Source organism: Nonomuraea jiangxiensis, from assembly GCF_900099965.1.
GTDB lineage: Bacteria > Actinomycetota > Actinomycetes > Streptosporangiales > Streptosporangiaceae > Nonomuraea > Nonomuraea jiangxiensis.
In genome coordinates this window covers 449474-461614 of sequence record NZ_FNDJ01000005.1, presented here as the reverse complement: position 1 = coordinate 461614, position 12141 = coordinate 449474, and the positions used below count along the sequence as shown (strand labels likewise).

Here is a 12141-nt window from a genome sequence, read left to right as displayed (position 1 = left end):
CCGCTGCTGACTCCGGCCCCGCTGCTGACTCCGGCCCCGCTGCTGACTCCGGCCCCGCTGCTGACTCCGGCCCCGCTGCTGACTCCGGCCCCGCTCCCGACCCCGACGCCGCTCCCAACCCCGGCCCCGCTCCTGACTCCGGCCACGGTCGCGCTCTCGGTCCCGCTCTCGGCTCCGACCTCGGGGGCGCTCCCGACCTCGGCCGCGCGCCCGGCTGCAGCCCTGGCGGCGTTCCCCGTTTCGGTGGCGGCCTGTTCGATGCCGGTGTGCGGTGGGCTTCCCGGGTGCGGACGCTCGTCGGGACGCCGCTCGGTGAAGCCGTCGGCGACGCACTCGCCCAGGACGGCGATCATCGAACCTACCTTTCCGGCACATTGCCGATTCGTGACGGCACGGAGGCATTGACGCAACTGGAATCGGAGTTCATCATCGCAGCACGGCTGATGTCAACGTTGACATATGTCAACGATGTCATCGAGGACTCGCTGATGGGACACCGCCCATGAAGACAAAGCTTACGGCCGGCCTCCTCACCACCACCCTGATCGTCCTCGGCGTCGCAGCCTGCGGCGGCAACGGAGGCGGCGGCCAGGGCGCCTCCGCCAAGCCCAAGGTCGGGCTGATCACCAAGACCGAGACCAACCCGTTCTTCGTCAAGATGAAGGAAGGCGCCGAACAGGCCGCCGAGGCCAACGGCCTGGAGCTGATGAGCGCGGCCGGCAAGTTCGACGGCGACAACGCCTCCCAGATCACGGCCATCGAGAACATGGTCGCCGCCGGCGTGAAAGGCCTGCTCATCACCCCGAGCGACACCAAGGCCATCGTCCCGGCGATCAAGAAGGCCCGCGACGCCGGCGTCCTCGTCATCGCGCTCGACACCCCGACGGAGCCGCAGGACGCCACCGACGCGCTGTTCGCGACCGACAACTTCAAGGCGGGCGAGCTGATCGGCCAGTACGCCAAGGCGGCCATGGCCGGCAAGCCCGCCAAGATCGCCACGCTGGACCTGGCCCCCGGCATCACGGTGGGGCAGCTCAGGCACGACGGGTTCCTCAAGGGGTTCGGGATCCAGTCGGGCGACCCGGCCGTCGTCTGCTCCCAGGACACCCGGGGCGACCAGGCCAAGGGCCAGACCGCCATGGAGAACTGCCTGCAGAAGGCCCCCGGCATCAACCTCGTCTACACCATCAACGAGCCCGCCGCGCTGGGCGCGTACACGGCGCTGAAGGCCAAGGGCCGGGAGAAGGACGTGCTGATCGTGTCCGTGGACGGCGGCTGCACCGGCACCAAGGCCGTACAGGCGGGGCAGATCGCCGCCACCAGCCAGCAGTACCCGCTCAAGATGGCCGAGGACGGCGTCAAGGCCGTGGCCACGTTCGCCCAGAGCGGGCAGAAGGCCAGCGGCTACACCGACACCGGCGTCACCCTGATCACCGATAAGGCGGTCACCGGCGTCGAGGCCAAGGACACCGCGTTCGGCCTGGCCAACTGCTGGGGCTGAGCATGACCGTGACCGAAGCGACGCTGCCACGCCGCCTGATCAGCACCCCTGTCGCCGGCCCGCTGGCCGCCCTCCTGCTGGCCTGCCTGTTCTTCGGGCTGAACACCGGCCAGTTCTTCACCGGGCCCAACTTCTCCCTGATCATCCAGCAGGTCATGGTGGTCGGCACGCTGGCCATCGGGCAGACACTGATCATCCTCACCGCGGGCATCGACCTGGCCAACGGCGCGATCATGGCGTTCGGCGGCATCGTGATGACCAAGCTGGCCGTGGACAGCGGCCTGCCCGCGCTGCTCGCCATCGCCGCCGGGCTCGCCGTGTGCGCCGGGTTCGGGCTGGTCAACGGGCTGCTGGTGACGCGGATCTCACTGCCGCCGTTCATCGTGACGCTCGGCATGCTGAACGTGGTCTTCGCGCTGACCCACATCTACTCGGCCGAGCAGACGGTCACGAACCTGCCCGCGCCGCTGACGTTCCTCGGGCAGACCTTCCGGCTCGGCCAGACGAACGTCACCTACGGCTCGCTGCTGACGATTCTGCTGTTCCTGCTGTTCGCGTACCTGCTGGGCTCCACCGCGTGGGGCCGGCACGTGTACGCGCTCGGCAACAGCCCCGAGGTGGCCCGCCTGACCGGCATCAGGACGCGCCGCCTGACCGTCGGCGTCTACACGCTGGCCGGCTTCGTGTACGGCATCGCCGCCCTGCTGCTGGTCTCCCGTACCGGCGTGGGCGACCCGCAGGCCGGCCAGACCGACAACCTGGACAGCATCACCGCGGTCGTTCTCGGCGGCACCAGCCTGTTCGGCGGTCGCGGGATGGTGCTCGGCACGCTGGTCGGAGCGCTCATCGTGGGGGTGTTCCGGAACGGCCTGCAGCTCATGGGCGTCCCGTCGATCTACCAGACGCTCATCACCGGCATCCTGGTGATCCTCGCCGTCGCCGTCGACCAGCTCTCCCGCAGGAGGAACCGATGACGAGCCCCCAGACGCCGGTCCTCCAGGCCCGTGGCCTGGTCAAGCGGTACGGGCACGTGACCGCGCTCGACGGCGCCGACTTCGACCTGTGGCCAGGCGAGGTGCTCGCGGTCATCGGCGACAACGGCGCCGGCAAGACGAGCCTGATCAAGGCGCTGACCGGCGCCCTCCAGCCCGACGCCGGGGAGATCCGGCTCGACGGCGAGCCCGTGCGCTTCCGCGACCCGCTGGACGCGCGCCGGCACGGCATCGAGACCGTCTACCAGGACCTCGCGGTCGCGGCCTCGCTGGACATCGCGACCAACATGTTCCTGGGCAGGGAGCTGCGCAAGCCGGGGGTGCTCGGCCGGGTCTTCCGGCTGCTGGACAAGAAACGCATGCGCGAGGAGTCTGCCCGGCACATGGCCGAGCTCAAGATCGGGCTGCGCTCGCTCACCCAGCCGGTCGAGTCGCTGTCGGGCGGGCAGCGCCAGGGCGTGGCCGTGGCCAGGGCGGTGGCGTGGGCGACGCACGTCGTCGTCATGGACGAGCCCACGGCGGCGCTCGGGGTCAAGGAGTCCGGCCAGGTGCTCGACATGATCAGGCGGGTCCGCGACCGGGGCACCCCGGTGGTGCTGATCAGCCACAACATGCCGCACGTGTTCGAGATCGCCGACCGCATCCACGTCCAGCGCCTGGGCCGCAGGGTCGCCGAGCTCAGTCCCGGCGAGCACGGCATGGCCGAGGTGGTGGCCATCATGACCGGCGCGCTCCAGGTGTCGGAGGGCAAGGCCGTGGTGGCCGACCAGGGCGCGGCCAGGGCGATCGGCCTGTCCTGACGGGCCACTAGCATGAGCGGAATGCGGCGCCCCACGATGACAGACGTGGCCCGCGAGGTGGGGGTCACGGCGAAGACCGTCTCGCGGGTGCTCAACGACGACGGCCCGGTCGCCGTGGAGACCCGCGAACGCGTCATGGCGGCGGTCCGCAAGCTGGGCTACCAGCCCAACCTGATGGCCCGCAACATGCGGGTCGGCGCCAGGGACGCCGCCGTCGGCCTGATCATCCCCGAGATGGGCAACCCGTTCTTCGGTACGGTCGCGGGCGGCGTCGAGAGCGCCGTCCGCGCCCGCGGTCTCACCCTCATCGTGGGCTCCTCCAGCGAGACGGCCGAGCTGGAGCAGTCGCTGATCGCCACGTTCCTGGCCCGCCGGGTGAGCGCGCTCATGATCGTCCCCTCCGCCGCCGGCGACCACCGCCATCTGCGCACCGAGCGGGTGGCGGGCCTGCCCATCGTGTTCCTCGACCGCCCGGCCGTCGGGCTGCGGGCCGACAGCGTGGTCAGCGCCAACCGGGAGGGCGCCCGGGCCGGCGTCGCCCATCTGGTCGCCTACGGCCACCGCCGGATCGGGTTCGTCGGCGACCAGCCCGCCACCCTCTACACCCGCCGCGAACGTTTCCTCGGCTACCGCGACGCCCTCGGCCGGGCGGGGCTGCCCTTCGACCGCGCGCTCGTGGAGACCGGCCACGACCAGGAGGCCGCGGCCCACGCCACCCTGCGACTGCTGGAGCTGGCCGATCCCCCGACGGCGCTGTTCGCCGCCAACAACCTCGCGTCGATGGGCGCGGTGCTGGCGCTGTCACGGGCGGGGCGCCGGGACGTGGCCCTCGTCGGCTTCGACGACCTGCCGCTGGCCGAGGTGCTCGACCCGCCGCTGACGGTGGTGGCCCAGGACCCGGCGGGGATGGGGGCGGTGGCGGCGCAACTGGTGCTGGCCCGGCTGGACGGCGACCGCTCCAGGGCCCGCCGCTCCCTCGTCCCGACCCGCCTGCTGCCCCGGGGCTCGGGCGAACTTCCCCCACCACCCCGTTAACCACAAGGCCCCGCCCACCCGGACAAAGCCAGACGACCCCACACAAAGGAAGCGCCCCCGCTGGCCTTCCGATCAGGGCCACCGGCCCGCCCTTTGCGCGGGGACGCAACCGCGTGCGCTTGGCATGGGGCCGTCCCGTGGGACATCCCTCCGTGAAGCGAGCGGCCCGGCTGAGCGGCTCCCGAGCATCTGGAGCGGGCGTGCGGGCCGGCGGCATCGAGTGCGGGGGCGGTGAACCGGCATGTCAGCTCGCCCACGTAACCCCAACCCCGCACCCCGACCCGCCCGGAGTGTCAGACCCCCGGCGACCAATCCCCACAGGCGGCGGCGGGCAGGATCAGGAGGACCTAGCCATCGCGCAGGCCCGCGAACAGATCCTCCTCATGATCGGGCGCGCTCACCTTGCTCAGCTTGCGCTCGAACGCCTCGTGTGAGAACGCCTGCTGCTGCGCCTCCTCCGGCATGCGCAGCAGGAAGATGCTGTCACCCTGGCTCTCGTGCGCCTTGAGGGCCTTGAGCTTGCGCTCGACGTAGGGGCTGACGTCGACGATGCTGGTGACCCGCTCGTCGGGGGTGCCGAAGTCGTCGGAGGGCTGGAAGTCGCCGAGGTCGATGCCGGTGTCGCGCATCAGCTCGAACATCCGCTTGATCGAGGCCCGGGGGATGGCCGTGTAGTAGAGCTTGTCGGGGATGCCGGTCAGCTCGGTGGCCGCCATCGTGACCCGGTGGGTCTGCACGTGGTCCGGGTGGTTGTAGCCGCTGCCACCCGTCTCGTCATAGGTGATCACGACCTGGGGCCGGTAGTGCTCCATCAGCGCCGCCAGCCGCGTCGCGGCCGTCTGGACCGGCACGTTGGCGAACGCGTCGGGATGGGCGTTGGTGTCCCAGCCCTCCATGCCGGAGTCGCGGTAACCGAGCAGCTCCAGGTGGTCGATGCCCAGGTGAGCGACCGACTCGCGCAGCTCGCCCAGCCGCCGCTCGGCCACGGCCTCGGGGTCATGCCCCGGCTCGCCCGGCTTGACACCATTCGGGCCGTCGCCCTGCTCGCCGTTGGTGCAGGTGACGAGGACTGTGCGGATGCCCTCCTCGGTGTAGCGGGCGAGAATGCCGCCCGTGCTCAGACACTCGTCGTCGGGGTGGGCGTGCACGGCCATCAGGGTGAGTTGGCGTTCCATGGCTCGAACACTAGCCGCCGCCCCCGACAATCGACGTCCGGCCCATTCCGCTCCCCGTCTGCCCGGTGCGAGGCCGTAGGGTGGACGCGTGTATTCGACACAGATCTCCCGACGTGTCAGCGCCCCGCCTCAGGCCGTCTACCGGGCACTCATCGATCCGGACGCGATCGCCAGGTGGCGGGTGCCGGTCGATATGAGCTCTCACGTGCACGAGTTCGACGCTCGTGAAGGTGGCACGTTCCGGGTCTCGCTCACGTACGACGCACCGACCGGGACAGGCAAGTCGGCCGCGCACACCGACACCTACCACGGTCACTTCGTCCGGCTGGTGCCGGGTGAGCAGGTGGTCGAGGTGTTCGAGTTCGAGACGGCGGATCCGGCGATGCGCGGCGAGATGACGATGACCACGACGCTGACCGAGGTGGACGGCGGCACCGAGGTCCGCATCCTGCACGAGGGGATTCCCGACGTCGTGCCCGCCGCCGACAACGAGACCGGCACCCGGATGGCCCTGGACAACCTCGCCAAGCTCGTCGAGGGCGGCCAGGCGGACTGACCCGTCGAGTCCGTGCCGCACCGGCGGCCGATCGGGCGCCGGTGATCGCGATTCGGCTCGAACCCCTGCAACCAGGCGCCACCGCGGGCCGACCGGCTCAGCGACGGACGCGGTAGCGGATGTGGGTGGCCGCCGGCGTGTCGATCACTCGGATGACCTCCAACTCCATCTCCGACGGCAGGACGTCGAACAGGCGGCGCCCGCGACCGAGCAGCACGGGGACCAGATGAATCCGGAGCTCGTCCAGCCCCCCGGCCTCCAGCGCCGATCGGGCCCCTGATTCCACCTATGTGAACTACGCCTCACCAGGACAACAACCGGACATTCACCGGATGTCAGAGACGGGCGGCTGCCCAAGAAGTCCGGGTGTACGTGGGCGGAGGCGCATCGTATCGGGACGTCTTGACGCAGAATCAAACTGAACAGTACGGTTTGGAGCATGGAGGCGGCCAAGGTGGCTCAGGGGTCGGCGCGTAGTGAGGCCAAGCGGGCTCAGATCCGTCATGGGGCAACGCGCGTCTTCCTGGCGGAGGGGTTCGCCGGCGCGACCACGGACGCCATCGCCAAGGCCGCAGGTGTGTCCAAGCAGACGCTGTACGTCTATTACCGCAGTAAAGAGCAGCTCATGGTCGACGTGCTCGGCTCGCTGCTGGCGAGGCTGAATCGCGATCACGCGGTACTGGAAGGCGAGCGGTCGGTGGACTCGCTGCCGGCGCTTCGGGCCACGCTGGTCGAGCTGGCATCGGAGGTGCTGGAGGCCGTGTCGGGTAGCGACTATCTCGCCTTGGCGCGCGTCATCATCGCCGACTCGCCACGGGTGCCGGAGATCGGGCGGCTGTGGGCTCAGACGATCACCGGGGGCATTCGGCTCGTGGTGGCCGGATTGCTGGAGCGGGCGCGTGAGGCCGGGGTTGTGGTGGTCGATGACGTGGAGGCGGCGACCCGGTTGCTCACGGGTGGCCTGCTCACCTACGTCCTGCCGGACGGGATCGTGGCCGTGGATGGGCCGGTGGCCGCCCCTGATCGCGAGCGCGTCGAGCGGATCGTGGACATGTTCCTGCGCGCGATCACCTGAAGGCTGAGGGGTATCGGTCATGAACGCTCTTCGCCTGCCTCGAAAGAGAACTGAACGGTTTGGTTTGATAGTTGCCGGGCAAGGTCCGGCGGAAGGGAAAGATCACATGTCATTCACCTGGGGCGGACTCACCGAGGGACCTGTCACCTTCGCGGAGGAGCAGCCGCCGGCTGACGCGGTGACACACACCAGCTCCGTCGTGGTGCTGACCATGGACAGGCAGGACATCGGCCCGCAGGTCGAGGGCGGTCCGGCGGTGTTCGCGACGCTCATGACGGAGCGGTTCACCGGTGGCATCGAGGGCACGGGGCACGCCGACCACGTTCGGGTGATGCAACCGGACGGCTCGCAGATCGTCGCCGGGGTCGAACGGGTCGTCGGCACCATCGACGGCCGATCAGGGAGTTTCGTACTGACCAGCTACGGCTATGGGGACCGGCCGGGGGCGGGGCGGGGCTTCTGGACGGTGGTCCCGGGATCCGGCACGGGAGAGCTGGCCGGGCTGCGCGGGCGCGGCACGTTCACCGTGGCGCTGGGGCCGGACGGCACCTGGCGAGCCGAGGACAGCTTCACCCACTGGTTCGACAAGTAAGGCAGCACATGTCCGCGATCCCGGGCAAGGCGCCGTGCGGTCATGCCCTCGCTCGTCCCGGTTGCATCGAGACCGGCGGCACGCGGATCTATGACGAGGTCGCGGTGCCGGCCCCGCCCTGGTCTTCGGGGCGGGGTGGGGTGGCGGTCCCGGCGTGCTTTGGAGCCGGGGCTGTGGTGGCCTTGGTTCGGTGCCTGGCTGGGGTGAGGATCAGCTTGATGGGGTGGGGCCCTCCATGAACGCGGTGGCGTGGTCGGCGACCCACTGGCGAAACGATCGCGGCGCCGATCCGAGGATGTCGGAGACAGTAGAGGTGATGAACGCGGGCCTTCCGATCGTCGCGCTCCAAGCGGCGAGCAGCATGTCGACGGCCGGGCGGGGCCAGCTTCCCTCCGTCTGACTCCGGAACTGGTCCGGCGTCAGCTCCTCAAACCTGATCCGGCGTCTCAGGACGTCACCGATGATGCTCACCTGCGCTGCCTGACTCAGCGGCTCGGGGCCCGTGAGGACGTAGTCGCCTCCGGCATGTCCGTCCTGGTACAGGGTCCGTGCCGCGACGGCTGCGATGTCGCGGTCATCGATGGGTGCCGTTTCGGCAGCGCCGTAAGGCCACCGGACGACATCGCCGGCCCGGATTGCGGTCGCCCACCAGGACAACGTGTTCGACGCGAACATTCCCGGACGGATGATCGTCGACTCGAGTCCGGTGGCCGCGATGAGTCGCTCAATATCGGCGTGGAGTGCCGCCATGGGATTCGGCTGCTGGAAGAAGGGGTGTGGCGTCTGGTGCGGTGAGGAGAGAAAGACGACACGCCGCGCGTGGGCTGCCAGACGCTCGACAACTGCCGGAGCGGTCGCCGGCGGGGCGGTCCAGACGAGGAAGACGGCACCGGTGCTTCGCAATGCGGCGTCGAGTGATTCGGGCACGGTGAGGTCGCCGGTGACGACCTCGACGTTCGCCGGCAGCGTCGCCGCCGCCTCGGGGCGACGCGTGAGGGCGCGGACCGGCACGCCCGCGTCGATGAGTCGATCGATGACGACGCGGCCAACCCGGCCGGTGGCCCCGGTGACGAGTACCGGAGGCACGTGCGTTCGTGTCATGAGCACCTCGCCGAGGTCCGTGGCAGGCGCGTGTGGTGAGCCATGCAGTCCTCCCGGGAGCGCATGCGCCGGGCGAGATCACACGCGAGCGTCAGGCCGGTCGGGGTGGCACCGGCCACGAGAGTGTCTGTCTGAGTCACATGTCCATCAAACGTTACTTACGCTGATCGGGTGATCGAGCCGATGGGGCTGCGGGCCCGCAAGAAGGCGCGGACCCGTGACGCCATCGCCGACGCGGCGATCTCGCTGCACCGATTCGCGGATCACCACGGCGAGGCCGCGCGCGTCGTGCGTGACCGCCGGCCCGACGTCTCCCCGGTGACGGCGCTGCACCGTCACTTCCGGGCCGGCCTCGATCGGTACGAACCCGTCACCGGCCTCAACGACCATTCCGAGGTGGTGGCGTTTCACCGGCTGGTGTTCACCACACCGAGCCTGGCGGGACGGCTCACGCAGTACATGCTCGAGGACGAGGAGGCGCTGGCGGGCGCCCTCGGCCCGGGCATCCACGCACGACTGCGAGCCGCGCAGGTGCTCGCGGTCCAACGGGTGCTCGCCCGGGCCAACTGGCAGAAAATCGCCGACGGGCGAACCGCCCGCGACGTCCACCCCGAGGCCGTCGCCGACGCTGACCAGGCATTCGCTCAACTGCGGTAACGCAAGCCTCGGACAGCGCCGGTGTTCCGGCCCGGGGATGATCGGCTCATGCCGGCAATCTTGATGCCGTGACCAGCCGTCCCACCCGGCCGCCGGGATCCCCTGACGGTGCCCGGCCTGCGCGGCCGAGAGCCGGTGCGGTTGCGGCTGCTGACCCTGCGTGAGTGGGCATGTGTGGCCTGGTGGTCGGGCTCGACGCTGAGCGCGTCATGGGCCCGCTACGCCACCTTAGAGGGCGGGGGCGGCGTAGTGGGCCACTCCGTTGCCGAACGACCAGTCGATGGACTCGTTCTCCGTCACGGTGACGAGCACGTTGCGTGGTTCGGTGCCCGCGTACTCGTGGGCGAACTCCGCGATGCGCCGGTACATGGCCTGCTTCTGGGCGGGCGTGCGGCCGGAGCGCATGGTGATCGCCACGAACACCACGTCGTCGTCGCGGTCGATGCCGGGGAATGTGCCGTACCGCAGAGTGCCGTCGTGGCCGGTCAGGACCTGGAAGAGGTCGTCGGGCGGGATGCCGATGGTCTCCACGAGGGCGTCGTGCACGGCGCGGCCGAGCGCGTCGAGCCGTTCGGCGCCGCCCCGCAGCGCGTCGATGCGGACGAAGGGCATGGCTCAGTCCCCTTTCGGGCGGGTCAGCAGGCCGAGGGCGCCTTCGACGGCCGCGGCGTACGCGTCGGGCCGGCCGGCGGCACGGGCCAGGACGTAGCCGCCCTGCACCACGGCGGCCAGCGCGGCGGCCGTGGCGGCGGGGTCGAGCGCCGCGTCGAGCTCGCCGTCCTCGCGGGCCTCCGCCAGCAGCCCGGCCAGCCGGTCGGCGAGCCAGGCGAACGTCTCCTCGACCGGCTTGCGCAGCACCGGGTCGGCCATCACGTCGGGGTCCTGGGTGAGGCGGCCCACGGGGCAGCCCTTGAGCGCGTCCCGTTCGCGGCGCAGGTAGGCGCTCACCCGCTGGAGCGCGGTGCCGGGCCCGGTGAAGGCGGCTTCGGCGCTGTCCCTCATCTCCTGCGCGCTACGGGTCATCGCGGCCAGCGCGAGGTCGGGTTTGCCGGTGAAGTGGTGGTACATACTGCCCTGGCCCGCGCCCGACCGGTGCTGGATGGCCTTGGGGCTCGTGCCCACATAGCCGCGTTCCCACAGCAGCTCGCGCGTGCTCTCGATGAGCCGTTCCCTCGTGTCCATGCCTACATACTAGTAGGTACAGAGGATCGCGATATCCTCGGCTACGGGGTCCGGCCGCCGTCCCGGGCCAGCTCGTCCGCGCGGACCCGGGCCGCGGCCGCCGCGCCGCGCTCGCCGAGCAGGTCGGCCAGGGCCGCCTGCTTGAGCCAGTTGTACGGGCTGCACGGCCGTACGTTGATCCGCTCGCTCACCAGCGTCCTGGCCAGGTCCCGCCGCCCCGCCCGCAGGACCGCCTCCAGGAGGGTCCGCTGGACGGCGTCCCGCTGCGCGTGGCTGCCGCCGAACTCGTTGATCCGGTGCCTGATCGGATAGAGCAGATCCACCACCGACGCGTAGTCGCCCCGGCCGAAGGCCACGACGGCACGGCACACCGGCAGGCCCACGTGGAGCGTCATGTCCAGGTTCGTCACCCCCGGACGCGGCTCCAGCACGTACGCCTCCCGCGCGGCCACCAGCTTCTCCGCGTCCCCGATCCGCCCCGCGCCCACGTACGACATGACCGCGTGCATGTCGTTGAACGCGTAGAACGGCTCGGCCACCAGCGGCGGCCACGCCTCGGCCAGGCCGAGCCAGCGTTCGTGCTGGTCGGAGCCCTCCAGGTGGAGCCGCCAGAGCAGGGCGGCGGCGTCGAGCAGCTCCATGCTGGACTCCCCGCCCGCCAGCACCGAGTCGTAGATCGCCAGCGCCCGCGGCACGTCGCCGGACTCCAGGGCATAGAGGCCGTAGTGCCACCAGTTGTGGATGTTGAAGAACGTGCCCGTCGACCAGTCCCGCGTCCGCGCGTCGAGGTAGCGCAGGCCGTCGCCGAAGCGGCCCTGCATCTCGTAGGTGTGCACCACCGCGTGGATGCCCCACACGTCACGCGGGTTCAGCTCCACGGCCCGCAGCCCGACCTCCTCCGACCTGTCGTAGTGCCCGGCCTCCTCCAGGCCGAAGGCGTACATGCCGAGCAGGTGGCCGAAGTGCCGGTCGTCCTCGCGCCAGGCGGTCAGCGCGCCGCCGATCCGGTCGCGCAGCGAGCGCGCGTCGCCGGTGAAGAAGTCGATCTGGTGCCCGACGGCCAGCGCCAGCGCGTCACGCGGATGCTCCACGGTGATCTCGCCGAGCAGCGCCCCGCAGGTCAGGAAGTCGCCGTCGAGCAGGGCCTGGACGGCCGCCACGTGCGCCCGCTCGCGGGGCAGCAGCGCGTGCTCGTCGGTCCCGCGGCGGAACGCGCCGAACCGCGCCCGCGCCTTGCGGGCGTCGTCCGCCTCGGTGGTCAGCAACCCCAGGTACGCCGACAGGACGTTGGCCATCGGGAAACCGGGCGACTCGGCGAGCGCCGCCTTCGTCTCGGTGGCGACCTCCACCCTGAAGTGCAGCAGCTCGTCGATCGCCCGGTCGTAGTGCTGTGCGGCGGCGGCGCCGGCCCCGGTCATCGCCAGGCCGTGCTGGTCGGTGGTCACCGATTCAGCGTACCCAGGGGGCCGGCGCCG

The 12141-nt window shown here is 70.7% G+C and carries 15 protein-coding genes; 8 read left to right on the top strand and 7 right to left on the bottom strand.

The window, feature by feature from the left end:
• Positions 1–353 (bottom strand): hypothetical protein (locus BLS95_RS56815; RefSeq protein ID WP_218135747.1); only part of this gene is annotated, 353 nt, incomplete at its 3' end.
• A 149-nt stretch (positions 354–502) separates the two neighbouring features.
• Between BLS95_RS56815 and BLS95_RS14290 the strand changes: the two genes are divergently transcribed.
• From BLS95_RS14290 to BLS95_RS14275, 4 genes are read left to right on the top strand one after another with little or no spacing between them, the layout of a single operon-like run.
• Complete coding sequence (locus tag BLS95_RS14290; protein ID WP_090931416.1) at positions 503–1501, top strand: sugar ABC transporter substrate-binding protein; 999 nt, start codon at positions 503–505, stop codon at positions 1499–1501.
• Between the two features lie 2 nt (positions 1502–1503).
• The gene (locus tag BLS95_RS14285) at positions 1504–2475 is read left to right on the top strand and encodes an ABC transporter permease (RefSeq protein ID WP_090931415.1); all 972 of its coding nucleotides are present in this window, start codon (positions 1504–1506) and stop codon (positions 2473–2475) included.
• Entirely contained in the window at positions 2472–3293 is an 822-nt protein-coding gene (locus BLS95_RS14280; protein WP_090931414.1) for an ATP-binding cassette domain-containing protein, read from the top strand. The genes BLS95_RS14285 and BLS95_RS14280 overlap by 4 nt, the downstream gene beginning before the upstream one ends.
• A 21-nt stretch (positions 3294–3314) precedes the next feature.
• The gene (locus BLS95_RS14275; RefSeq protein ID WP_218135746.1) at positions 3315–4328 is read left to right on the top strand and encodes a LacI family DNA-binding transcriptional regulator; all 1014 of its coding nucleotides are present in this window, start codon (positions 3315–3317) and stop codon (positions 4326–4328) included.
• Between the two features lie 347 nt (positions 4329–4675).
• Here the strand turns inward: BLS95_RS14275 and BLS95_RS14270 are convergent, their stop codons facing one another.
• A complete protein-coding gene (locus tag BLS95_RS14270; RefSeq protein ID WP_090931412.1) occupies positions 4676–5503 on the bottom strand; it encodes a PIG-L family deacetylase in 828 nt (275 codons plus the stop codon).
• Between the two features lie 88 nt (positions 5504–5591).
• Between BLS95_RS14270 and BLS95_RS14265 the strand changes: the two genes are divergently transcribed.
• A complete protein-coding gene (locus BLS95_RS14265; RefSeq protein ID WP_090931411.1) occupies positions 5592–6059 on the top strand; it encodes an SRPBCC domain-containing protein in 468 nt (155 codons plus the stop codon).
• A 97-nt stretch (positions 6060–6156) separates the two neighbouring features.
• Here BLS95_RS14265 and BLS95_RS14260 read toward each other — a convergent pair whose 3' ends face one another.
• Positions 6157–6345, bottom strand: a complete 189-nt coding sequence (locus BLS95_RS14260) for a dihydrofolate reductase family protein (RefSeq protein ID WP_143043698.1) — start codon at positions 6343–6345, stop codon at positions 6157–6159.
• A 153-nt stretch (positions 6346–6498) separates the two neighbouring features.
• Here BLS95_RS14260 and BLS95_RS14255 point away from each other — a divergent pair, with 153 nt between their 5' ends.
• A complete protein-coding gene (locus BLS95_RS14255; RefSeq protein WP_090931410.1) occupies positions 6499–7134 on the top strand; it encodes a TetR/AcrR family transcriptional regulator in 636 nt (211 codons plus the stop codon).
• A gap of 106 nt (positions 7135–7240) precedes the next feature.
• Positions 7241–7726: a DUF3224 domain-containing protein gene (locus tag BLS95_RS14250; protein WP_218135745.1), complete on the top strand. Its 486-nt coding sequence runs from the start codon at positions 7241–7243 to the stop codon at positions 7724–7726.
• A 210-nt stretch (positions 7727–7936) separates the two neighbouring features.
• Here the strand turns inward: BLS95_RS14250 and BLS95_RS14245 are convergent, their stop codons facing one another.
• Positions 7937–8827, bottom strand: a complete 891-nt coding sequence (locus BLS95_RS14245; RefSeq protein ID WP_090931471.1) for an NAD(P)H-binding protein — start codon at positions 8825–8827, stop codon at positions 7937–7939.
• 171 nt (positions 8828–8998) lie between these two features.
• On the opposite strand from BLS95_RS14245, the gene BLS95_RS14240 reads away from it, so the two are divergent.
• The gene (locus BLS95_RS14240; RefSeq protein WP_090931409.1) at positions 8999–9484 is read left to right on the top strand and encodes a TetR family transcriptional regulator; all 486 of its coding nucleotides are present in this window, start codon (positions 8999–9001) and stop codon (positions 9482–9484) included.
• Between the two features lie 228 nt (positions 9485–9712).
• On the opposite strand, the gene BLS95_RS14235 is transcribed toward BLS95_RS14240, so the two are convergent.
• From BLS95_RS14235 to BLS95_RS14225, 3 genes are read right to left on the bottom strand one after another with little or no spacing between them, the layout of a single operon-like run.
• Positions 9713–10096 (bottom strand): tautomerase family protein, encoded by a 384-nt coding sequence (locus BLS95_RS14235; RefSeq protein ID WP_090931408.1) that lies wholly within the window; start codon positions 10094–10096, stop codon positions 9713–9715.
• A 3-nt stretch (positions 10097–10099) separates the two neighbouring features.
• Positions 10100–10666, bottom strand: coding sequence for a TetR/AcrR family transcriptional regulator (locus tag BLS95_RS14230; RefSeq protein WP_090931407.1), 567 nt, complete (start codon positions 10664–10666; stop codon positions 10100–10102).
• A gap of 41 nt (positions 10667–10707) precedes the next feature.
• Complete coding sequence (locus BLS95_RS14225; RefSeq protein WP_090931406.1) at positions 10708–12111, bottom strand: tetratricopeptide repeat protein; 1404 nt, start codon at positions 12109–12111, stop codon at positions 10708–10710.
• Positions 12112–12141 lie beyond the last annotated feature (30 nt).

What these genes read in the sequence shown, in the direction of transcription:
- BLS95_RS14245 (WP_090931471.1), bottom strand. Translation starts at nt 8,827, where the DNA reads ATGACACGAACGCACGTGCCTCCGGTACTCGTCACCGGGGCCACCGGC.
- BLS95_RS14275 (WP_218135746.1), top strand. Translation starts at nt 3,315, where the DNA reads ATGCGGCGCCCCACGATGACAGACGTGGCCCGCGAGGTGGGGGTCACG.
- BLS95_RS14255 (WP_090931410.1), top strand. Translation starts at nt 6,499, where the DNA reads ATGGAGGCGGCCAAGGTGGCTCAGGGGTCGGCGCGTAGTGAGGCCAAG.
- BLS95_RS14290 (WP_090931416.1), top strand. Translation starts at nt 503, where the DNA reads ATGAAGACAAAGCTTACGGCCGGCCTCCTCACCACCACCCTGATCGTC.
- BLS95_RS14235 (WP_090931408.1), bottom strand. Translation starts at nt 10,096, where the DNA reads ATGCCCTTCGTCCGCATCGACGCGCTGCGGGGCGGCGCCGAACGGCTC.
- BLS95_RS14285 (WP_090931415.1), top strand. Translation starts at nt 1,504, where the DNA reads ATGACCGTGACCGAAGCGACGCTGCCACGCCGCCTGATCAGCACCCCT.
- BLS95_RS14230 (WP_090931407.1), bottom strand. Translation starts at nt 10,666, where the DNA reads ATGGACACGAGGGAACGGCTCATCGAGAGCACGCGCGAGCTGCTGTGG.
- BLS95_RS14250 (WP_218135745.1), top strand. Translation starts at nt 7,241, where the DNA reads ATGTCATTCACCTGGGGCGGACTCACCGAGGGACCTGTCACCTTCGCG.
- BLS95_RS14280 (WP_090931414.1), top strand. Translation starts at nt 2,472, where the DNA reads ATGACGAGCCCCCAGACGCCGGTCCTCCAGGCCCGTGGCCTGGTCAAG.
- BLS95_RS14270 (WP_090931412.1), bottom strand. Translation starts at nt 5,503, where the DNA reads ATGGAACGCCAACTCACCCTGATGGCCGTGCACGCCCACCCCGACGAC.